Consider the following 20,266-nt stretch of genomic DNA (forward strand, 5'->3'; position numbering starts at 1 on the left):
TCATCGACGACGTGCTGCACCACGGGCCGGTCGACGACGCACAGCATCTCCTTGGGCACGGCCTTGGTGGCCGGCAGGAACCGGGTGCCGAGACCGGCGACAGGGAGGACTGCTTTGCGGATACGCTTCATTGGAAGAGCCATTAACAAATGAGCGGGAAGAACAATACCGATGGCAAAGACAGACAGCTGCCCTACCTGTCAAGGTTTGATTGCCTGAACATTTACACCCCCCCAGCGGCAGGATCACGCCGCGGGCTTGGCTTCTTGGCTAAGCCCGTTGCCGTGCCGGCCCCCTTCGACCGGATCGGCAGCGCGCCCATCGACCACCGGTTCAGCGGTGCGACCGGATGAAGGTGGTGCTGGACACCCATCTCCAGCTACGCACGGCGGTCGCTGTCCTGTTGGCATCGCGCCATCGGGACCGTGATGCGGCCAGATCTGGTCCGCGGTCTGATCATGCGGCACGCCCTGCTCGGTGGCGATGATCAGCAAACCGACCTCTTGAGGGCTCGCACCGGCATGCTAGAGATTGACACGCGTCAGTATGAGCAGAACTTTCCTGGCAAGAGCATGAGAGGCACCCAATGACGGCAAGCCCCCTGACAGAGGCCGAATACGACCGCCTATCGTCTGTTCTCAGCCGGTTCCGTGATGAGCATGCGATGAATTTAGAAGTACTTGATGGCTTCTTCGCTGCCCTCATCTGCGGCCCCGCCGTTGTGCCCCCAAGCGACTACCTGCCGGAGATTTGGGGAGGCGAGATGGCTGACGAGGAGGCCTTCTCGAGTCAGGAGCAACTCAAAGATTTCCTGGATCTTCTCATGCGGCATTGGAATGTCGTCGCCGATACTTTGCAATCCGGTGATGTGCATTTGCCGTTGCTGCTGGAGGACGAACACGGCATCGCCCTTGCGAACGATTGGGCGCAAGGGTTCATGCGCGGCATGGCACTGCGACGAGAGGACTGGGCTGACCTCCTCGATGACGAGGATCATGGGGGCTGGCTTGTGCCGAGCTTGGCGCTGGCGCATGAGCACGACCCCGATCCGACCATGCGGCCGTATCGGGAGCCGGTGGATGCGGACCGGCGCGAACAACTCATCGCGGGCGCCGCTGCCGGGGTCATGGGGATCTATCGCTACTTCGACCCAATCCGACGCATGCCCACAGAGTTCAGGGGTGGACACTCCACGTACCGCCGCACCGTTCCCAAAACCGGGCGCAATGATCCGTGCCCCTGCGGGTCCGGGAAGAAATACAAGCGGTGCTGCGGCAAACCCACCCTGCACTGATGCGGATCGGCACGTCTGGCCGATCTTTGCACTCGAATCGGGCTCCGGCCTTTTCCGAAGGGTAATGGCCGCTTGGTCACTTGGACCTCCTGAAACCGTTGCGTGAGGCTCGTCAGATCTCCGCCTCAAGTGGCCGATCATCCCCAGCGAAGGAGTCCTCCCGTTGCCGCCCTTACGGCCGTTGAAGCACGGGCCGCATTGTTCCCTAGCCATCGTCAGAGCGGTTCGCGCCGCGCACGCGGGTTCCCGCTCAGTGGACCAGGTGCGGGCGGGTTGGCCGGCAAGGTCGGAGACGGTCGCCTAGATCGCTCGCCCGGCACTGCAAGGGGTATACAACCGGAACCACCCGAATGAGCGCCCGTTTACCCAAAATGGATGAGACTCGCTCGTCTGCGGCATTGGAGCACTGGCCCGACCGCAACGCGCATGATCGAGACTGTGAGGTGTGGGCGATGATGGATCTGGAAGGGATCAAGAAGGCCATCGTGGACACATTGCGTGATGAGGAACTGGCGTCGTTCGCCTGTTACGAGGCTGAAGCCTACGCCAAAATCTGGCCCTATGTGTTCGTCGTCAATGATTGGGATGTCTGGAACGAGCGCAAGACAGCATTGAGGCTTCAAGTTATCCGTTGGCTTGAGGAAGAGGATGTCCCTTACATCTTTCATCGGTTCCATCGCGGGTGCGGCTTAGTCGGGTTGAACGATCAAGACGTGGCGACTCATTTCGAACTCCGGTGGTCGGGGCAAAGCGGAGCGAGGTCAGACGCTCATCAAGGATGGAACCCGCACCCCCTGAAAAGCACGTTCGAACCCTGTTATCCGGCGAAGCCCTCGTGAAGAGCACTGAGCCTCTTAATGCGGCTTCCCCGGCTGATCTGCGGGAAGGGCAAGGTGGCCCTCAAGATGCAGACGATCTTAGCGACATCGTCTCTGGGATCGCAAAGGCGATAGGCCCGTAGGAACGATGATCGGACAGGAGAAGCGAGCCATCGATTTGGGCAACTTGGATGTATCAGGATAGTGCGCTGATAGTTTCCACCGTCGGACCCTCAAGAGGCTCGACTGGTACGCCATTGATCATTCGCTGTCGTGGCTGCTCTAGCAAGGTGACCACCTTAGTGAGTTGCTCAAGGTCTAACCCCACGGGAGAGGATGGCCCGTCGACGGGACCAATCTGGACCCTCACACTCTTTCGATCATCAGCAACCCGGACGTCGACACATGCTTGAGCCATAATAAACGTTCCTCGCCCAAGGCAAGGACGCCCCTGCCCCATCCGCGCATTTGACGAACCGGCCTGGCCTGTTCAAATATTCGAGCCTTGCCGAGCCTCGCCAAGGAGGACGCGTTGATGGTTGACAGTTCGTGGACCACCTCGTCCTTTGCCTACACCGCCTGCGGCAGCCCCTCCATACGGGTCCCGGACGAGATCCATGGTGCCGCGGACTTGGCCTGTGCCAGCTGTGGCGCGGCGCTCGGCTCTTGGTTGGCGTTCAAAGAGCGGATCCGTCAGGCCATCCTGCGCGAGATCGCCAGCGGCAAGACCTCCGCGGCAGGCGCCAGTAGCGACATTCCCATCCAGGGCCTGCGAGCCTCGGCTAGCCGCCACGGCGCAAGCCCCGCGTGATCCACGCGGCCGCTGGGATGCCGGACCAGAGGCGGAGTCATTCAAATCCGGGGAAGCACCGGGTGATCAGCCCTGTGCGGATCTCCCTCACACGATGGTTGTGAGGCCCCGTCGGGTTATGGCTTACTAAGAGGAGCCGCCGCGTCAACCGTTACCATGTCTCACATTGCCCCAAAGCCGCGGCTAGGCTCAAAAGCGTTGATTCTTTGGAAGTTTAGGCCGGGATCGCTTGCCGCTCGACGTCCTGTCAGCCGGCACCTTGCTGCACCGGATCCACCGCACCTCGCTCGGCGTAGTGTTCCCTGGGCCCGGTCCGAGCGTCCCGCCGACCTACCGCTTTGACCGCGCGAGCAGCCGTTTCGGCGTGCTGCATGTCAGCCTGAGCCGCGCCGGTGCGGTGGCGGAAACGCTGTTGCGCAACCCGCAGCGCCTGATAGTTGCTATGTCAGACATCATGGATCGCGCCGCAACCGAACCGGGTCTGCCAGCGTGACCTGCGTATCGTGAAGCTCTATAGCGCCGGCCCGCAGACGGCGGGCACTGACAATGCGATCTCCACGGGTGAGCCCTGCGGCTTGTGAGCGGATCCCCTCTGGGACCATCCAGACCAGCCGGACGGAATCGCGTACCAGTCCCGGTACGACTCCAAAGAGATCTGCTTGGCGCTCTTCCAGCGGCCTCACATAACGTTTGACATCATGTCGATGAAGCCGCTGATCGCAATGCCGGGCGAAATCGCAGTCCTCCTCGATGCATACGGCAAGTCCCTCTCGCCCACCTAGCGGGCAAGGTTGCGCAGACCTGCTCCGGCATGGGACCGTCCGACCGTATCGAGGTCTTCCATCCTCTCCAGCCAAGCCGTTGCGGCAGAACTCACGCTGCGGCAGTCCGCCCAAGCCAACCATGGATCACCACACCATCCCTGGCAATGTCATGGCAGGGATTGTTGATCCTGGTCTTTGTCGCCTCAACCACCGAGCGCCGGATCGGGATCCAGAGGTCAGACAACAGCGGCCGGAGGGTGGCGGGGATGAAGCGCCCCCACTCAACACGGTCGGGCAGGTTTACGCAGAAATCCCAATCACCGTCGTCATCGCTGTTGCCGCGAACCCTGCTGCCAAACAGCGCGATCGCCTCAGCATCTGTTGCCTCGGCCAAGCGAAGAGCCGCGATCTTAATGGCGGGGTCGAGATGCAGTCCGCCCCGCGGCGCGCGGCTGTGTACCCGGGAACCTGTGGTCAACAAGATTCCCCCAAGGAGGGCGATGAAAGCCTGCTGCCAGAACTTGGCGAGGAAGCATCGTGGTACGCATGCCGGCCTCCTCCAACCCCAAGTGTGCGTGCAGTTACAGGCGCTCCATGTCCAGGCCGGCAGGGGAGGTCGAGCGTTGAACGAGGTCTTTGCCAAGCCGGAACAGCATAGACCAATCCGACGAAGAGATCGTGTCACGTTACCTCTTTGCTAAGCCACCATCGCTGGCCCGATCCGTGTACCTTGGCGAGCCGCATGAACAAGTGCTTGCTCTCCTTTGTACGTCATGGTCGGTTCATCCGTGATCTCTCGTAAAAAGATTTTGTTATACCGTAAAATCTGTTTCGTTGAGAAACTCGGCCCCTGTTGGCAGAACAAACCCATGGCGCCAGGAGGGGTGCCACTGGATCGGCCTCCCGCGGTCCACAAATGTGCAGGCCAAGCGCTCGTCCGGTCCCCGGCTTCGGCCGACGGGCCTCCCATCAGCGGAGGACCATATCAACCGAGGGTCTCGGCCGGCGCGGCCATTGTCCCTCGTCGTCGCACGCTGCAGACCGAGAGCGGGGCAGACGGCCGCGCCCAAGCGCCCACCAGCATGCGCCGGCTCTCGTGGCGCCGACAAGAGCGGCCCGTCGGATCCGGGCTGCGGCAGACGCAGTTGTCCTGATGCACCAACCGCTCACCCCTCCCCTGGCGCGCCGCAGGCTTGTACCGGCACATCCCGAGGGCAACCTCACCCTTGTCTGGCGTTCGAGAGCGTTCCCATGACAGACATTGGACGACTGACCACAAGGGTCTCTGCCAAAGGACACATCATCCTTCCCAAGGTGATCCGGGAGCAGCGGCGATGGGTGCCGGGGACGCGTCTGGCGGTCGAGGACAGGCCCAACGGCGTGCTCCTGAAGGCCGCACCGCTGTTTACCTCCACGCAGCCGGAGGACATGTATGGATCACTGCCTCACAAGGGAGCCGCAAAGACTCTTGAGGCAATGGACGCCGGCATTGTGGCTCAAGCCAAGCGGCGGTATGCGTGCGATTGATCCCAATGCTGGCGTCCGGTTCCTAACCGAAGTTCATCCGGAGCAATCGCTCCGCGCCAGAGCGCTCATCGATAGTCATGCGGCCTTCGTCGGCACGACCGTTCTGTTGGAGGCGGAGTGGGCCCTACGGCGGCGCGTCAGCGCTTATTCAGTGGAACTACATTGAACCCAGCCGTAGTGGCGCCCTTGGCCGGCTTGACCCTGCTGAGGAGGGTGGGCGAGACGTTCCACCTCTGCCCAGTGTCGGTGATCACCGTCACGGTCTTCTTGTTGTAGCGCGTCAGCATGCCCTCAAGTTGCCCCTGGCCGGGAGGCTGGAAGGTGACCCGGTCACCGATCTTGAAGTCCAGCATCTCCACGTGAGCACGCATCTGGTCGAGAAAGCGGAGGCGCTCGACGATGCGGTGGTTGAGATCGATCAACTCGGCCTCGGTCAATTGGTCAATGTCGATCTTCATAGAGGTGCCATAGCTTAGCGCCGGATTAGGACCATCGAGCGAATGTTTGGCCAAGGCTATTGCATGTCAAGCGCCCGATGCGGCCTTCAAGCGCTGTCGTGCGGAGAGGCTGTGTTGCATGGATCGATGGGAGCAAGGGACGTCGTCGGCGCAACACCGCTTCACTCACACGAAAGGTCAGTGTATCTGGCCTTCATCGACACCTACATGCGGGTCCATGACCTACCTCCAGCCGAGGCCGATATGCAACGCCACTTCCAACTGGGCCTGCCCTCCGTCTACCTGACCTCTGTGCAGAGAAATCAGCAGGAAAGGCCACCAAGACCAACTCCTGCGGAACAATTTTCCCGGACAGGGGCTGCTTCCACCGGTTCCCCTTCGCAAACGGCAGTGGCCGTTTCGTTGCCTCAGCGCCGAGGTGCCAGGATCTTCTGCCGCTTCGGCCGCGCCGCCTGTCGATGATCCTTCCTGGTTTTCGCCAGAGCGCACACTTCATGGGCCGGCGCCATGTTCTCAAGGTCATCCGCACGGCCGAGATCCAGCGCCCGGATGTGCTCACGATCCAGCGCTCACACCCCGTCGATTCGGCGCTTGCACAGCAGGCACACTCCGCCGGTCCTCTCCCACACCTGCAGCCGACGCAGCGGACACAGCTTGTGCTGCGGTGTGGTGCCGACCTACTCGCTCGTGACAAACGGCATCAGCTTCTCAGGGTTGGTCGCTGACAGGCTCAGAGCGGTCCCGCGCCGGACCTGCGGCAGGCCTTGCATCCAAGCGGGTGCACCGCCCGGCGCACCAGATGCTCCCATTCCCGGCACACTGCAAGAGCGGCCGATCGGGTTCGCAAGCTCCGGTTCCTATCCGGGATCGCCAGGGACGAACCGGGCCCGCACCCCGAGCGAGGATACCGCCCGGGGATCCTGAAAGTCTTCGGTTTTGCAACCTATGGCTGCTCCCTTGCCGAGCGGTCCCCACATGCCGCAAAGGCGCGGTGCAACCAAAGGACTGTCTCCCTGGTCTGCGGCGTGTCCGTGGCTCCATCGTAAATCGGCGAAATGGCTATGACTTGGAACTTGTTGTCACCCCCAAGCTCGATTTCGTACCGGATACGGCTGATCGTGATCGAGGCGCGAGCGGGATGGCGGATCGTCCCGGCGGTGTTTCGGATGGCACCAGTCTGCTGCATCTTGCGGACGGCCGCCGAAACCACCATTGGCGCGATCACATCGAAGCCAATTTCCCCGAGTGCAGGACCGACGGCGATGTCCGAATGATCGAAGCCAGCAGCCTGCGCCTCAGCCCAGGTGGTCGGGATGAACTCGATGTACTCGTTGATGAACCCGCGAGCATGATCTTGTGCCTCCGGTGAGGTAAAGGCTTCCGGAAAGCTGGTCTGGCCCATGAGGTACTCCAGCAATGCAGCATCCTCATCAAGGACTCTGAAGAGACTCCTCTCAAGGAGATCGGACGGCATTTGGACATCAGGGCGCAGGAAGAACAGCGTGTCAGGGGAACGCGGCATCGGAACCTCCGGTCACATTGATTTAACAGTCTAGGCGTGTGGGTTGTTGAGTGCCCTTGTCAGCCAACACCACGCGCGCGCGAACCCGCCAGCGAGGGCTGGACTGGAGGCGGGTTTCGGTCACGCCTGGCGCGGGTTGCTGGCGGCAGGTTGCCCGTGACCAGGGGCGGAGGCGCATCTGTCCCTTGCGGACCTCCTGATCGTGCGTGCCGCGTGACAGAAGTCGCGGCATCGCTTTGCAACTCGGCTCTGGACAGCTCCTCATCGGTGTGATCGCCCGATGACGTGCCGTTGAACTGAGGATCGCTCAGAGCTTCGATGACCTTTGCCGGATCATGGTCTATTTCTGTGGAGATCAAGCTCGTTGAAGGATCATCGGTGGATGGGCCCAGGTCTGTCCCTGGGCGCACCTCCTCTCCCTCGAGCCCCTCCGCGCCCGGCTGGATCGCGGCCCGGGCGAGCCAGCCGCCTGGCGGCTTGTAGGGTGCCATGGTGCCCCCGACCGGCTGAAGGATCGGCTTGAGCTTTGCGGCTGTGGCCCAGCCGACATAATGCGGCAGAGGCGACTGGGTCTTGAAGGGGCGGAATTCCAGATCCTCCAGCTGCCGCTTCAGCTCCTCTGTCGGCTCCGTCTCCAGGACCGCCATCATGAGCTTCGGCTGCGGCAGGTTCAGGCCCTTGTCGATCTCCTCGGCGAGTTGTGCCAAGGCCTGCGCTCCCGCCGCACGGGCGACCTCGCGCGTCTCTGGGGTATCACACACGCTCAATCCGTGCAGGATCACCCCCATCATCAGGCTAGGGTCAAAGTCGCAGCGCCCTGGCACATTGCTGGACAGGGCGAAGGCGCCGATCACCTGCGCGGCATCCCGGGTGCGCTTGGCCGCCCTGTTCCTGGCGGCCTTGGCGTAGTCGCTGAGGGTGATGTCGTTGTCTGCGGCCATGACGAAGATCTCCTTTCGAGGACTGAGGGTTCGCTTTAACCACTGCGGTCGGTAGATCGGCTCTTGGCGCTTGCGCCTTATGCCGATAAGGCGAGTTCTGTTCGGGCGCCGCGCGGGGCCCCGACAGCCATGTAAGCGCGAGGGCAGACCTGCTTCTTCGGCCACAGGCTTCCCCGACGCGATGCCCATCAGGGCGGCCTGTCCTGCTTTCGTCGGCGCGGTTCCACAGCCCTCAAAGCTGCCGGGGAGCGAGGCATCCCGGCCTCCTGCCCAAATCGTCTTGGTGGGTTCGACCTCTGACGTGCAGGAGGCCGAACCGGCGTTTCTCTCCCAATTCTACGCGCCAATGAGGCACCGCACCGGTCGGTGGCGCTTGCAAGGCCCTTGAGGCGATGGCGGCCCCAGTGGACCACCGTTCCCCAGAGCCGCCCGACTGTTTGCGGCATCTGTCTGATGCTCTGCCAGGCACGTGTAATCCACGGGTTGACGTCCAGAACGAGGTCAAGGTCCTGGCCTGCTCGTGCCAGTGCGCTCTCGATCGGGCCACTCGTGGGCACGACTGGTACAAGCAGGCTCTCTCGCTCCTGGATCGCCCGGGCAATCACCTCGGGTGGAAACCAGCTCTGCCCCAGGGTCTTCAGCCCTCGCTCGACTTGCTCAGCGGGCGCTCTGCAGAACCAGCGGAGAGCCGCTTCGCGGCAGGCTTCTCGCTCATGCGCGATTTCGATCCAGTTTCGTTGGTCAATCCGCATCTGACGGAAATCCGAACTGGAGCACGACCTCCCGGCGTGCCTGTTCCAGGACGGCAGCCAGCTCCCCCTGCCGCGACTTGGCAACGGCACGCGGGACCCTCCAGTACTCCGCCGCCTGCCGTGCATCCATGTCAGCGAGGGTTTCCCAGGCGACGTCACTCTCCCGCATGGCCAGCGCAAGGCCGGCGGGGATGGCGTGGACATGCAGGCTGCCGCCGTGCTTGATGGTGGGCCCAAGAATGGCCTTCGCCTCGGCGGCGTTTTCCGAGCGCGCATCCAGCTTGGACCAATAGGAGTTGGCGTCGTTGACCCCAATCGCGATCCTGGCGCTGGGCATCGCGCGCCGGAACGCTGCTTCCGTCTTGGCAGCCAATCGGATCATCTCGCTGTCATTCCGGACCATGATCACGATCACCGCGGGTCGGTCTTCAGGCAGTTCGGATTCCATATCCACCCGGCCGAAAAAGGCTGCGACCCGTTCATCCGTGTTCGCGCCCGTGTCCCACAGCACGACCTCGCCAGCATCGAATCCTTGAAGGGTACTCTCGTAGGCTTGGCTCAGTGCCTTGTCGTCCGCCTCCGTATCGCTGCGGAGTTCGGCTGAGGTAGGGATGTCGACGGACGTCACGGCGACATGGCGCTTGGCATGACGCCGCTGCTCATCGAGTTCGATGATGCGGGTCGGAACACCGCACAGGGTGAGCGCGGTGCACGTGAGGCCCGTAGCCGTGGTCTTGCCCGCCCCTCCCGAGGTGCCAACGAAAACGATCAGGCTCGGCGGCGAGGTCGTGATCGGCGCCTCCCGGCGCAAGAAACTTTGCATCTGTTTGAGTCCCCTTGGCTGGACTGAAGATCAGCTTGTTTGGCAATTAGCCAGACAATTCGGCACTTGTCAAGCTGGAACTGCTATGGCCTTAGCCCTAGGGTAAAGGCAGGCATTATTGATCAGGAGATGACGGTGGACCTGAATGGGCCATGGGAGACAATCGCGCGGCGCACCATCGCGCAGCTGGAACGGGCTGGGCACGGCCAGCACAGGGTCATCCTTGATGGGATCGCGCGGGAAACCGGTTACGTTCCCTCCAGCTTACGCAGCATGGTCACCGTCCTGCGCTTTCTGGAGTTTCTGGAAGCCCATAAGCCTGATCTCGCAGAGCGTGCTCGCAGCTTAAGCTATATTGTTCTCGCAATTATCGAGCGCTGGTGGAAGCACGATGCGGAGGGCGCTGAGACTGCCTTGATGTCATTTCTCCATTCTCCTGAACCCGTAAGGATGCTGGCAGAGAGAGAGAAGGCTGCACGCCGCATGACTAGCCCAACCAGGCCGAGCTCCAACGGCACTGGCTTGGCGAAGCCGACACAGGAGGCAACGGTGTTCCTCTCACGGACCCCAACTCCACGGGTTCGTGCCGCCGAACAGGTTCCCTTGCTCTCAGTTCTCCATGATCACCGGTTCGTTCATGGAGCCCAGGTGTCGCCCGGGGGCGGCCAATCCCAGGTCCGCTCCAGGGGAGCAGCGCATGGAGCCTGGAGCGGGCAGCGTCTGGAGTGGCAAGGGGCGGATGAATTATGGCGCCGGCGCAAGGTTGGGGCCGTTGGTTACTTGGGAACACACCCGGCAGTTGCTGCCTTCGAGGTGAGGCCGTCCAGCAGCCTTGACCTCCTCCGTGATCGCGCACCCGAACTAATCTTGCGTGGCCATGGCCTGCGAAGCGCCGTGGATTGCGTGTTGATCATCCTGCCCAATGCGAAGAACGCCGAGGTTTTCGAGCGGATCGACCTGGGAGCCCCCTTCGTCAATGGCAGCCGCGATGTTTGGTGGCTGTACCGTGACCCCGCCTAAACCCTCAACTCGATCCCAACGGATTGAACTTCAACGCCCGTGCCTTGAGCCGCGCGCGCAGTTCGCGGCGGGCCTCGCCGTGAGGCGCCGCGACAGGGCCGGGTCGGGCTTCCTGGCCTCTGTCAGCCAGAGGGACAGGCGTCGGAACGGGGGTAACAGACGCGTCCGCCAACGGCCTCATCTGAGCATTCCGGCCGCGTGTCACGGCACGGCGAAGTGCACTGAGGGTCACACCCGGCGCGGTCTCGCGTGTCAGGTGGAGAACATGCTCGAAGATCCTCTCGGTCGTATACCCGTCAGACCGGAGCGCGTCGAGCGAACCAATATATTTGCGCATCACACGTGCAACGACTTTTGGGCCCAACGGACCAGCCAGGTCCTTTGCGATCAATTCTGCAAGTGTGATCGGATCTGGTTCAGTCATCAGACCTCCATGGTGATCGAACTTCGCAAAGGCCACAACGACCTGCCAGGGGCGCCACGCCCCACCTTCTCCTGTCATCGACCCTGCCCCTGATCATCCGCACGGTGCAGTTGGATTGCCCCGTTTCTGATTCGCTGCCCCGGGCCAATGGAACGGCACCGCGCCGCAGGATACTATAAGGTCACAGGATACTGTAAGACATTTAGAGACTTTGTGCGACTCAATAAGATAAAATTGGACCTAGGGGTGCACCGCCGCTTCCCGAGAGGGCCCCTCCTGAGATCGAGGTTTCCTAAGCCGCTCCTCCGATGATCACGGGAACGTGATCGTTCAAGGGCCAAGCCATGTCATGCGTGGCCTACTCTCCTCGTCCAGCACAGCGTCCCAAGGCATTGATCTAGGTTTGTGTCTTGCGCGGAGCCGCGGCACGCTTGGTAATGTCCGAATGCGCATGGTGAGACGCCGATGGTGGGATCTGCTGCACCACTCACCACGCTTGCGGACACCGGCAATCGCGACCAGCGAAGGGGGTGTTTTAAAATGGTTCACGGGACAGACGTAAGGACAGGACGGAGCCGCGGTGCCGCGCCTTTGCCGCTACAATGCGATGTCGGCGTGGGAAGAAGCACCATGAGCACCTCCCCGGTGCCTGCCGCCCGGATATCCGAGGCGCTCGCGCTCCAGCACCAAACATCGAACAGGGCAGACGCGATCTCCTTCCAAATGGGCCGGCCGGTGCTGGCGCCAGCCTGCCCCGCTCCCGATCCTGGTGCCAGAGCCTTGATCCTGATCCCCTCGGCGAACGCTGCCTGGCAGCTCGAAAAAGCCCCTGTGCCGACCGAACCGGGGAGTAACGTAGGTGATCGAGGCCGGACGAGGATTGCCAACTCGCATGGATCCCCGAATTCCCCGACAGCAAAGACCCGCATGGCCTACTCGGTCCGGGCCCAAGGTCTCATGAAACGCTATCGGGACGAGACCCTCGCAAAGAGTAAGGAGCGGCCCACGCTTGCGGGCTTTACCGATTGGCTGATCACCCGGAAGTCGGAATGGGGCACGGCGACATGGCGCCTGTACAAGGCGTCCGTCGTCTGGGAGCTCAGCGCCGCACTCGCCTGCTGCGAGCGGGCGTTGGCGCAGGGCGAAAACACCGCCCGCGCGGCTCGCCGGATCGTGAAGTTGAGGGAGGCTCTGCATCGGCTCCGGCGCGAAGGTCAGGCAGGAGCAAAGACCCGCACGGACCGCACCTCCGCCACGAAGTGCAAGAGGTTTCCGCAGCAGGCTCGCGACACGATCCAGAAGGCGCTGGTCACATCCGGATCCGGCTATGCCTCTCCGCTGAGCGATTATCTGCGGGCCGGCGTCCTGGCGGGTCTTCGCCCGCAGGAATGGCCCGGCGTCGAGTTCAGGCCGCCCCCGGAGGGATGGGCGCTGGAGATGATGGTGCGCAACGCCAAGCATGACGGGGCGCGCGGAAATGGCGCCTTCCGGACGCTTCGCTGGCGGAGTCTCGGCGACGAGGACCATCAGGCTCTGGTGCGTTGGGTCACCCACGCGAAGAGCGCACATCGGAACGGGTCCTACGAGGTGCTGCTCGATGGCCTTGCGCGCCTCCTGCGCGATCTCTGCCGCGGTCTCTGGCCGAAGCGGAAGCAGCACTACACGCTGTACTCCTGCAGGCACGAATTCGCGGCCCAGGTCAAAGCCGGCTATGGCGATCCCGCGACAGTGGCGGCCCTGATGGGGCATGCATCCGACGCGACGGCCAGCAGTCACTATGGACGCCCCCGCCGGGGTGGGGAGACCGCAACGATCACTCTACCGGAGCCGGATCCGCAGGAAATCGCGATGGTCCGAAGCAGGCTCGGCAAGAACTTGACGAGAATGCACGCTCACCGTGCGCAGGCCGACGGCAATGCTGTCGCCGCCGAGCTCTCCTGAGAAAATGGCTGTTGGTGGCGTCCCTGCTCCGATACCCAGACGCCGCGGCTCCGGTCGTGAGAGGATGCTGGGGACCAAGCACCTGGTCATGCCCGGCCAAGATCGGGAACAGCAGCTGACCGGGGCATTGGGAACGCGCTCATCCCATGCCGGAAGGCACACGCCTCATGCGCCGGCGTCATGTTGGAGATCTCGTCCGCCAAGGATCGGCGGTCTAGTTTGAGCCCGGCTTTTGCCTCATTTGCGCGCCAATCAAGCTTGAACGTATGGCCCCGTTATGATCATCAGTTGGTTAGGCAGGATGCACAGAAACGTTTCGCCTGTGGAGCATGTGGCTCGTCAATTCTTCTATTCAGTGAATGACGCCAGGCTGTGGGAGAACGAGCCTGAAACGACCAAGGAATATTTTCGACAGTGTGCCCGTAAGGCGATTGCGTTCCAGAAGCAACAGGGAATGGGGCGCAACCCGTCCAAGTGAGACTGACCCCGGAGGCTTGCGCCCGTCGTTGATGGTGGCAGCGTCTGGCCTACTGAACCCTGCTGTTCAAATCCCCGCAGCTTGTCCTGAAAAGCGCAGTGCATCGCTTAGATAGCTTCTGGTTGACGGGGCTACGCAGATGAGGCTTGTCCGCCATACTCCTTAGACCGCCAACGTCTCAACCTGCGGGCTGACATGGCTCGATGGGCCGAAACGCGATGTGCCGCAACTCATTGATTTGACCAGCCTGCAGGTTAGCTCTGAGCTGAGAGGCCGGAGAATGTGTCATGGCACAGCCGGCAGATCACCGGATCAATTGGCTCTTGGCTGCTCTGGAGCCCGAGGAACTGGCCTATCTTGATCCGGACCTTGAGATCGTGCCCCTGCCAAAGGGCACTGTACTCTACGAGGCCGGTGATCCCATCCACTACACCTACTTCCCGCACAATGCTGTTGTCGGCCTCATCAACATCATGGAGGATGGCCAAGCCGCCGAGATGACGTCCTTCGGGCGGGAGGGCTTGTTCGGCCTGCTCAGCGCCTTGAAATCCCGCCACGCCTTCGGGCGCTACAAGGTGCAGGTCCCGGGCACTGCATCAAGGATTGTCCTCAGGAAGATGCAAGAGGCGCTCCGCACCCACCCCAAGCTGCGCGACCTCATTCTCAGTTACAATGAGGCCCTGCTGGCCCAGACCTTCCAGACCGTCTCCTGCAATGCGGTCCACCCAGTCGAGGCCCGCTGCTGCAACTGGATCCTGAGCACGCGGGACCGGATTGATGATGACATCCTGCCCTTGACCCATGCTGATTGGGCCGAGTTGCTGGGGTCCAGCGCTCGACAATCAGCATAGTCCTGCGCTCGTTCCAGACAGCGGGCCTGATCGCTCAGCATCGCGGGGGCATCGGCATCGTGGATCGTGCGGGTCTCGAAGAGATGGCCTGCGAGTGTCACGGCAAGATCTGTCAAAGCTTCGCCCGATTGTTGCCCGTGCCGCTATCCTAGGTCTCAATGCGTCTGCTTTCATGGAGCGGGTACGATGAATTGTACGCCTCTGGACGTCTTTCCGCGCTTTGACACGAGGCTATCTCCTCTTCGTAGTGGGCCCGCCTTCTAATCCTAAGTAGATAGGCAGATATTCTGTACAAGCTTAAGCATATGTGCGGTAATCCCCATGCGGCTACGGACGAGGGCTGCAATGATTGTCTACGGCATTACGAGGAAACGATAGATGAAGCGTACAATGTTCGTCGCCAGCCTTCTGGCGCTCGGAGTGACTGCTGCGATTGCCGAAAGCAGCGTGGTTGAGCAGCGTCAGGCTCTGATGAAGGAGATGGGTGCCCAGACGCGGCCCATCGGCGCCATGATGCGCGGCCAGGAGCCTTTCGATCTCGCCAAGGTCCAGGCCGGCCTGAAGGTGTTCGCCGAGAATCCCAAGAAGTTCGTCACGCTTTTCCCGGAAAGCTCGAAGAACGCGGAAAAGACCGAGGCCCTGCCGACGATCTGGGAGAACAAGGCCAAGTTCGAGTCGCTCGGGAATAAGCTGAGCCAGGACGCTCAGACCGCCATGTCGACGATCAAGGACGAAGCCTCCTTCAAGGCCGAGATGCCGAAGGTGCTCCAGAATTGCGGCGCCTGCCACAATGAGTTCCGCAAAAAGAGTTCCTGAGTTTACAACGTTCAGGCTGGTCGGCCCTTCTTGTCCTGAAGGGCCACCGTTCGCGTGTCATGCTGCGGGCAGCCTGATCGCTGATGTCACCCATAAACCTTTCGCCCGTTGGCTGCTCCGACCGTTCAGGGTAGTCTTACGCTCACCGGGAACTCTCTACCTGGTCCGGCACGGTATTACCTGAGTGGCGCTCCGCAGCATGCTTCGTGCAGTTCAGATGCTCCGTTTATCCAGAGCCGCTGAAATCTGCCGGATGTGACGCCACGGTCCCGATAGCAACTGCCGGGGCCGCGCTCCGTGGGGTAAGGACATTGGCTTAGATGGAAACGAAGTCGCTGCGGGAGAACTCTTGTCCGGGCTCCAACTGGACGATGGCAAGACCCTTGTCGTTGCCGCTGCCATCAGCACCGAAATAGAGGATACCGTCTGAGGGCCGGTCCATTTCTTGCCCTGGCCCAGTCCTGAGATCCCTCGGCATCCCGTCCAACGGCAATCTGCTGAAGGTTTGCAGCAAAGTTTTTCGGCAACTGAACTGGACAGGCAAGAAGGGATTACCTCATAGTGGTAACATCTATGGAAGGAGCCGAGATGGCCTTGCTGTTGGTTGCAGCCCTCCTGGGCGGGTTCATGACATTTGCGGTGTTCTTGCCTTTCGGAGTCCTCACCGCGCTTCTTGCAGCGCCGTTCGGCGGCAGCCTCTTCACCCTTATGGCGGGCGTCCTCCTGGCTTATCTGAGAACCAGAGCCGAGCGCCGCGTTGAGCCGGCCGCGAACATGCCGTCCGCAGCGCACGTGACCCGTTCCGCCACCCTCTAAACCTACACCGCGCTCCAAGGGTCAACTCGGCCCGTCAGCGGCCATCTGATCTGGATCAGCTCAACTTCATTAAGACTGGCCTTGTCGCGCCAGCGCTCGTCGCACGAAGGTGCGGGTTAAACGAGCCCTGCTCCAGAAGCTGTTTCACCGACGCTGTTAACTCTTCTTGACCTCGGTTTAAGCTCCCGGTCATCTTGGTGGCGGTGGCTGCCACCTGGGGTCGTCCTGGTACCCATAACGAGGCCAGCTTTGGTCTGCGCCCGCGCGGTTTCGCGTCCTCGCCTACTGCCGTTTTGTCCATTGATGATTGCGGCGGTGAGCGTGCGATCCCGCACTCTCCTTAACGACGAGGCCGCCAGACCACGCCCGAACAATGGCTGCGGACTGGATAGGCACCCATTGAAGCCGCGGCTGAATGAACCGGCAGCCCCGCCGCGGGATTGCGGCCCATGCCAGGCATCTTCGGTCGGGCGAGCCTCGCCCCGCACGCTACCTCGTCTGAGGCTCTTCACCAAGTCCTGCGCCTCGCGTCATCCTGAACGGATGCGAACCATGATCCTTGTTGCCGGCCTTCTCAGCACCGTCCCTGTTGTCGCCCAAGAGGCTCCGGCCCTCTGGCGCGATCCTGAGGCAGGATGCATCTACTTCAAACTGGGGAACACCCTGAGCCTACGCCACCAGCGCGATGGATGGCCTGACTGCCCGGATGCGCAACGGGCGGTCGCATCATCAGGTTCACCTGCTCCTCAGGCAGAACCGGTCACCCGCGACGACGTCCGCGATGTCACACGAGCCATTGAAGGCTTAAGCCGGAGGCTCGACGACATCAGGCGGGAGTACGAGCGCCGAGGCCGCTATTAGCCCTCGCCACAGGGTCCCGGCGCACCACGCCCCATCCTTGGCCGCGGTAGGCCGGCGCGACAGCCATTTCGGGGATGGCACATCCTGAGAAAAGCGTTCACCTGCGACAGGCCCGGCTGCGTGTTGACCACGGCTCCAGGACCACCATTGCGGTGGGAGCCAACACACGCCGAAGGACGATCCGACGGTAAAAGCCAAGGTCTTTCGTTTCGGCAACGGCGAAGCAGTCCAGTTGCCACAACATTTTCGCCTCACCAGTAACGAAGTCGAAATCTTCCGCCCGGGCGGAAATCGTCCTGTGTGAGAAGACGCACGATTTCTCCGGTCCTTCGCCCTCCTCGGTGCTCTGCCTCAGTTTGACCGCGAGGCCCCAGAAGGGTGCGCGGGGTTTTGATGGCCAAGCCACGCGATCTCCCGAACACAAACGCCTGAGATCCTGACACACCGTCCGTTCTGGCGGATCACTATCGCACGCCACTCGCGGCACAGTTGGCCCGTGATCTATGGAATTCAACCGCAGCCTGCCTTTCAACCAAATCCGCTCAGCCGGATCAGATGACGAAAAAATCGCTCGATGTCAGGGCAAGCCCCTTCTTCAATTGGGCAAACGCCACGGCCGCCGTTGAACCCGATCCATCGGCATCGTAGGAGAGAACACCCGTCGTCTTGTTGTAGAGGACGTAGTCGTTTGCATCCTTGGCTTTACTGCCAATGGTGAAGAAGCCCTTCTTGAGCGGGACCGGAACGGCATCCGAACCTGTGCCGAGCTTTCGGAAGACAGCATTGTCAAGCCACAGGCTGTCGTCCTTGGTGTTGAAATCGGTCACCTTGTCCCGGTTCGTCTTGGCTGGCTTCGTGCTGAACACGAACGCGTCCTGTCCCTTGCCACCGGTGAGTGTATCAAGTCCGAGACCGCCGTTCAGTTTGTCGTCGCCGGATCCGCCCTTGAGGACGTCCTTACCCTTACCTCCCGTGAATACGTTATCGAAGGCGTCGATCCGGAGATTCGTTCGAACCCCAAGAGACTTCACCTCAGCGGGGGCATAGGTGCGCTCGTTCCCCTCGGCATCGACCAGATAGACACTGAGGATCGCGTAGAGCCCAGTCTCGGTCTCCGGTGCCAAGACCCACCTGAACGTGGAGCTGCCATCGTTGAAGGGGTCAATCGCGCCGTCGAAATAGATCGTATCGCTCACCCACGTTTGACCATCGCTCTCCACCTGAGTGAACGAGTGGCTCAACCAAACCTGCGCCGCCTTGACCCCCGAGCCACTGTCGGCTGCGCCGATCGTGAGGGTGATGCCGCGACTCACGCCATCCAGATAGATAACCTCCGGAAAGCTTAGAGACTTGAGAGTTGGTGCAGCCGTGTCGGACATCCCTGATCGACCTACTTGGATGATGGTCGCACCAGCTTAAGCAACATCCGTCGTGGCACTACGGCCGAAGGTCTGACATGAACTGGGCTCAGAGTGAAACGATGATGGGACCTTGGTCGGATCAAAGCCGAGGGTCTCGGTCGCGGCTTCACACGAGCACCTTGCTCTGGCTTGGTCCATACAAGCCGTTCCCGGCGAGGTTGGTGACACCCATAACCGGATCAACCCCAGGCAGAGGCCGCACCCCCTCAAAACACGAGCAGCAATGATTGCTCGACAAGGCGCCGCGGTGTCCTCAAGGACAGAGAGCGGGGATCGCCCGCTCTCTCCTTCTTCGCCGAGACCCTCACGAGCCTTGATGCTCTTCAGGCTGCTTACAGAACGAACCATCCTTTCTGCAGGTCGATGCTGCCTTTCAGCTTGATCACGCTTTCGGCCGCCTTGTCGCTGTCGGTGTTGAGGTAGACATAAGTCTCCTTGCTGGTCTTCTCGTAGCGGACCTGACCGGCCTTGCTGAAGGCGCTCTGGCCGATGAAGCTGAAGGCCTGGTCGCCCTTCTTCTTCACGTCGGCATCAATCGCTTTCAGGTCGATCTTGTCGCCTGCCTTCCCCGAGAAGTCGGTGATGAAATCGGCCGTCCCCTTGGTCGTGCCGGTCTCCTTATTGCCGAAGGCGAACACATCCCGGCCTTTGCCGCCGGTGAGCACGTCCTGTCCCAGGCCGCCGACCAGACGGTCGTTGCCCGTCCCGCCATCGAGCACGTCCTTGCCGCCACCCGCGCTCAGGATGTCATTGCCGCTGCCGCCTGAGAGCCTGTCATTGCCGCCACCTCCGGTCACCACGTCATTGCGGGCTGTACCGGTCGCGGTCTCATTCCAGACGTCCTGCAGGGTCACTGTCAGGATTTGGTCCAGGCTCAGGCCGTTCTGGTCGGAGCTGCGCACCACCACCGTGTGGCTTGACGCCTGCTCATAGTCGAGCAGAGAATTATTGGTCACTACGAGGGTGTTGCCCGAAAGGGTAAAGCGCCCGCCGGCCCCATCGATCAACTGGTAGGTATGGGTGTCGCCGCTATCCGCATCGGTGCTGGACAGGGAGCCCACCACCGTGCCGGCCCAGCTGTTTTCTGCGACGAGGTTGGCGGTCAGCGACACATTGGTCGCCGCATCGTTGGCGCCCGTGAGGGTGACCGCGATGGCGTGCGAGGCGGTGCCGTCGTGTGAGGTCACCGTCAGCGTGTCTGACACCGTCTGGCCGCCGCTCAGCGCCTGGGTGGCCGTGCGGCTGTTGTCGAGCGCATAGCTCCACGTGCCTGTGGCCGCATCGAAGACAAACGTGCCGTAGGTGCCGTTCAGGGAGGCCGGAGCCCGGAACACCGCCTCGCCCGTGTCCACGTCCGCCACCGTGAGCCGGCCCGAGGCCGAGGCATCGCCGGCCGTGGCGTTGGCCACGCCGCCGGCCTCCCTCACCGCCCGGTCGTTGACTGTACCCGCATCCACCGTGACCACGGCGTCATCGTTGGTGCCGGTGATGGTGAAGCGGGCCGTGGCCGGCGCCTCGCCGCCCAAGCCGTCGCTGACCACATAGCTGAGGACGACCTCCAGGATCTCGCCTTCGGCCAGAGCCTGGAACTGCGCCGGATCAATACTGAGCGTGCTGTCCACCAGGGTGAACTGCAGCGGGACTGCCCACTCGCCGGTGATCACCGTTGCCGCAATGCCGGCCTCACCATCCTTGATGGTGAGGACTGCATCATGGTCGACCTCGGACGCGTGGGCGAGAAGATCGACACTGAACGCGTCACCATCCTCCACATGCGTGCCGCCTTCCACCTCGGCACTCACCACAGCCGCATCGTTGGCTCCCGTGACCTTGACGGTGATGGCGTGCGACGCCGTGCCGTCGAGGCTCTCGACCGTGAGCGTCTGCGCAACCTCCTCGCCCGCCTTGAGCACCTGCGCGGCAGCGTT

21 protein-coding genes and 1 pseudogene are annotated in these 20,266 nt (G+C 62.0%); 12 read left to right on the forward strand and 10 right to left on the reverse strand.

Annotated elements, in window-relative coordinates:
• Positions 1-131: pseudogene (locus ILT44_RS31255) on the reverse strand (UTP--glucose-1-phosphate uridylyltransferase); the annotation flags it as partial.
• A 455-nt stretch (positions 132-586) separates the two neighbouring features.
• Between ILT44_RS31255 and ILT44_RS27335 the strand changes: the two are divergent.
• The 4 genes from ILT44_RS27335 to ILT44_RS27350 all read left to right on the forward strand — a co-directional run bounded on the left by ILT44_RS27335 (position 587) and on the right by ILT44_RS27350 (position 3,416).
• A complete protein-coding gene (locus tag ILT44_RS27335; protein WP_204242768.1) occupies positions 587-1,294 on the forward strand; it encodes a YecA/YgfB family protein in 708 nt (235 codons plus the stop codon).
• Positions 1,295-1,644: 350 nt separating this feature from the next.
• Positions 1,645-2,133, forward strand: coding sequence for a hypothetical protein (locus tag ILT44_RS27340; protein ID WP_204242769.1), 489 nt, complete (start codon positions 1,645-1,647; stop codon positions 2,131-2,133).
• 514 nt (positions 2,134-2,647) lie between these two features.
• Positions 2,648-2,923 (forward strand): hypothetical protein, encoded by a 276-nt coding sequence (locus ILT44_RS27345; RefSeq protein WP_204242770.1) that lies wholly within the window; start codon positions 2,648-2,650, stop codon positions 2,921-2,923.
• A gap of 229 nt (positions 2,924-3,152) precedes the next feature.
• The gene (locus ILT44_RS27350) at positions 3,153-3,416 is read left to right on the forward strand and encodes a hypothetical protein (RefSeq protein ID WP_204242771.1); all 264 of its coding nucleotides are present in this window, start codon (positions 3,153-3,155) and stop codon (positions 3,414-3,416) included.
• A gap of 380 nt (positions 3,417-3,796) precedes the next feature.
• Here ILT44_RS27350 and ILT44_RS27355 read toward each other — a convergent pair whose 3' ends face one another.
• A complete protein-coding gene (locus ILT44_RS27355) occupies positions 3,797-4,165 on the reverse strand; it encodes a nucleotidyltransferase domain-containing protein (RefSeq protein ID WP_204242772.1) in 369 nt (122 codons plus the stop codon).
• Positions 4,166-4,938: 773 nt separating this feature from the next.
• Here ILT44_RS27355 and ILT44_RS27360 point away from each other — a divergent pair.
• A complete protein-coding gene (locus ILT44_RS27360; protein ID WP_204242773.1) occupies positions 4,939-5,214 on the forward strand; it encodes an AbrB/MazE/SpoVT family DNA-binding domain-containing protein in 276 nt (91 codons plus the stop codon).
• Between the two features lie 137 nt (positions 5,215-5,351).
• Here ILT44_RS27360 and ILT44_RS27365 read toward each other — a convergent pair whose 3' ends face one another.
• The 4 genes from ILT44_RS27365 to ILT44_RS27380 all read right to left on the reverse strand — a co-directional run bounded on the left by ILT44_RS27365 (position 5,352) and on the right by ILT44_RS27380 (position 9,710).
• On the reverse strand, positions 5,352-5,672 hold the full coding sequence (locus tag ILT44_RS27365; RefSeq protein ID WP_204242774.1) for a hypothetical protein: 321 nt from the start codon (positions 5,670-5,672) through the stop codon (positions 5,352-5,354).
• A 943-nt stretch (positions 5,673-6,615) separates the two neighbouring features.
• The gene (locus ILT44_RS27370; RefSeq protein ID WP_204242775.1) at positions 6,616-7,074 is read right to left on the reverse strand and encodes a hypothetical protein; all 459 of its coding nucleotides are present in this window, start codon (positions 7,072-7,074) and stop codon (positions 6,616-6,618) included.
• Positions 7,075-7,253: 179 nt separating this feature from the next.
• Positions 7,254-8,135 carry a hypothetical protein gene (locus ILT44_RS27375; RefSeq protein ID WP_204242776.1) on the reverse strand — a complete coding sequence of 294 codons (882 nt, stop codon included), beginning with the start codon at positions 8,133-8,135 and terminating at the stop codon, positions 7,254-7,256.
• A gap of 741 nt (positions 8,136-8,876) precedes the next feature.
• Positions 8,877-9,710, reverse strand: coding sequence for a P-loop NTPase family protein (locus ILT44_RS27380; RefSeq protein WP_204242777.1), 834 nt, complete (start codon positions 9,708-9,710; stop codon positions 8,877-8,879).
• A 135-nt stretch (positions 9,711-9,845) separates the two neighbouring features.
• On the opposite strand from ILT44_RS27380, the gene ILT44_RS27385 reads away from it, so the two are divergent.
• The gene (locus ILT44_RS27385; RefSeq protein WP_204242778.1) at positions 9,846-10,730 is read left to right on the forward strand and encodes a hypothetical protein; all 885 of its coding nucleotides are present in this window, start codon (positions 9,846-9,848) and stop codon (positions 10,728-10,730) included.
• A gap of 4 nt (positions 10,731-10,734) precedes the next feature.
• Here ILT44_RS27385 and ILT44_RS27390 read toward each other — a convergent pair whose 3' ends face one another.
• On the reverse strand, positions 10,735-11,154 hold the full coding sequence (locus tag ILT44_RS27390) for a hypothetical protein (protein ID WP_204242779.1): 420 nt from the start codon (positions 11,152-11,154) through the stop codon (positions 10,735-10,737).
• A gap of 630 nt (positions 11,155-11,784) precedes the next feature.
• Between ILT44_RS27390 and ILT44_RS27395 the strand changes: the two genes are divergently transcribed.
• The 4 genes from ILT44_RS27395 to ILT44_RS27410 all read left to right on the forward strand — a co-directional run bounded on the left by ILT44_RS27395 (position 11,785) and on the right by ILT44_RS27410 (position 15,240).
• On the forward strand, positions 11,785-13,095 hold the full coding sequence (locus tag ILT44_RS27395; RefSeq protein WP_204242780.1) for a site-specific integrase: 1,311 nt from the start codon (positions 11,785-11,787) through the stop codon (positions 13,093-13,095).
• A gap of 765 nt (positions 13,096-13,860) precedes the next feature.
• Positions 13,861-14,424 (forward strand): Crp/Fnr family transcriptional regulator, encoded by a 564-nt coding sequence (locus ILT44_RS27400; protein WP_204242781.1) that lies wholly within the window; start codon positions 13,861-13,863, stop codon positions 14,422-14,424.
• Positions 14,382-14,576 carry a helix-turn-helix domain-containing protein gene (locus ILT44_RS27405; RefSeq protein ID WP_204242782.1) on the forward strand — a complete coding sequence of 65 codons (195 nt, stop codon included), beginning with the start codon at positions 14,382-14,384 and terminating at the stop codon, positions 14,574-14,576. The genes ILT44_RS27400 and ILT44_RS27405 overlap by 43 nt, the downstream gene beginning before the upstream one ends.
• Before the next feature lie 226 nt (positions 14,577-14,802).
• Positions 14,803-15,240 (forward strand): c-type cytochrome, encoded by a 438-nt coding sequence (locus tag ILT44_RS27410; RefSeq protein WP_204242783.1) that lies wholly within the window; start codon positions 14,803-14,805, stop codon positions 15,238-15,240.
• 316 nt (positions 15,241-15,556) lie between these two features.
• Here ILT44_RS27410 and ILT44_RS31565 read toward each other — a convergent pair whose 3' ends face one another.
• On the reverse strand, positions 15,557-15,682 hold the full coding sequence (locus tag ILT44_RS31565; RefSeq protein WP_255549942.1) for a hypothetical protein: 126 nt from the start codon (positions 15,680-15,682) through the stop codon (positions 15,557-15,559).
• 146 nt (positions 15,683-15,828) lie between these two features.
• Between ILT44_RS31565 and ILT44_RS27415 the strand changes: the two genes are divergently transcribed.
• On the forward strand, positions 15,829-16,056 hold the full coding sequence (locus tag ILT44_RS27415; protein ID WP_204242784.1) for a hypothetical protein: 228 nt from the start codon (positions 15,829-15,831) through the stop codon (positions 16,054-16,056).
• A gap of 552 nt (positions 16,057-16,608) precedes the next feature.
• Positions 16,609-16,917, forward strand: coding sequence for a hypothetical protein (locus ILT44_RS27420; protein ID WP_204242785.1), 309 nt, complete (start codon positions 16,609-16,611; stop codon positions 16,915-16,917).
• A 551-nt stretch (positions 16,918-17,468) separates the two neighbouring features.
• On the opposite strand, the gene ILT44_RS31660 is transcribed toward ILT44_RS27420, so the two are convergent.
• Together ILT44_RS31660 and ILT44_RS31270 are read right to left on the reverse strand one after the other, a co-directional pair.
• Positions 17,469-18,296, reverse strand: coding sequence for a calcium-binding protein (locus tag ILT44_RS31660; RefSeq protein ID WP_204242786.1), 828 nt, complete (start codon positions 18,294-18,296; stop codon positions 17,469-17,471).
• Between the two features lie 374 nt (positions 18,297-18,670).
• Positions 18,671-20,266: VCBS domain-containing protein (locus tag ILT44_RS31270; protein WP_204242787.1), on the reverse strand; the 1,596-nt coding region annotated here is incomplete at its 5' end.

This window comes from Microvirga arvi (assembly GCF_016892765.1).
Taxonomy (GTDB): Bacteria; Pseudomonadota; Alphaproteobacteria; order Rhizobiales; family Beijerinckiaceae; genus Microvirga; species Microvirga arvi.

Bases quoted from the DNA above. Each gene is read 5' to 3' on its own strand.
- ILT44_RS27415 (WP_204242784.1), top strand. From the start codon at position 15,829: ATGGCCTTGCTGTTGGTTGCAGCCCTCCTGGGCGGGTTCATGACATTT.
- ILT44_RS27395 (WP_204242780.1), top strand. From the start codon at position 11,785: ATGAGCACCTCCCCGGTGCCTGCCGCCCGGATATCCGAGGCGCTCGCG.
- ILT44_RS27375 (WP_204242776.1), bottom strand. From the start codon at position 8,135: ATGGCCGCAGACAACGACATCACCCTCAGCGACTACGCCAAGGCCGCC.
- ILT44_RS27380 (WP_204242777.1), bottom strand. From the start codon at position 9,710: ATGCAAAGTTTCTTGCGCCGGGAGGCGCCGATCACGACCTCGCCGCCG.
- ILT44_RS31660 (WP_204242786.1), bottom strand. From the start codon at position 18,296: ATGTCCGACACGGCTGCACCAACTCTCAAGTCTCTAAGCTTTCCGGAG.
- ILT44_RS31565 (WP_255549942.1), bottom strand. From the start codon at position 15,682: ATGGACCGGCCCTCAGACGGTATCCTCTATTTCGGTGCTGATGGCAGC.
- ILT44_RS27420 (WP_204242785.1), top strand. From the start codon at position 16,609: ATGATCCTTGTTGCCGGCCTTCTCAGCACCGTCCCTGTTGTCGCCCAA.
- ILT44_RS27370 (WP_204242775.1), bottom strand. From the start codon at position 7,074: ATGGGCCAGACCAGCTTTCCGGAAGCCTTTACCTCACCGGAGGCACAA.
- ILT44_RS27340 (WP_204242769.1), top strand. From the start codon at position 1,645: ATGAGCGCCCGTTTACCCAAAATGGATGAGACTCGCTCGTCTGCGGCA.
- ILT44_RS27400 (WP_204242781.1), top strand. From the start codon at position 13,861: ATGGCACAGCCGGCAGATCACCGGATCAATTGGCTCTTGGCTGCTCTG.
- ILT44_RS27335 (WP_204242768.1), top strand. From the start codon at position 587: ATGACGGCAAGCCCCCTGACAGAGGCCGAATACGACCGCCTATCGTCT.
- ILT44_RS27365 (WP_204242774.1), bottom strand. From the start codon at position 5,672: ATGAAGATCGACATTGACCAATTGACCGAGGCCGAGTTGATCGATCTC.
- ILT44_RS27360 (WP_204242773.1), top strand. From the start codon at position 4,939: ATGACAGACATTGGACGACTGACCACAAGGGTCTCTGCCAAAGGACAC.
- ILT44_RS27410 (WP_204242783.1), top strand. From the start codon at position 14,803: ATGAAGCGTACAATGTTCGTCGCCAGCCTTCTGGCGCTCGGAGTGACT.
- ILT44_RS27390 (WP_204242779.1), bottom strand. From the start codon at position 11,154: ATGACTGAACCAGATCCGATCACACTTGCAGAATTGATCGCAAAGGAC.
- ILT44_RS27345 (WP_204242770.1), top strand. From the start codon at position 2,648: ATGGTTGACAGTTCGTGGACCACCTCGTCCTTTGCCTACACCGCCTGC.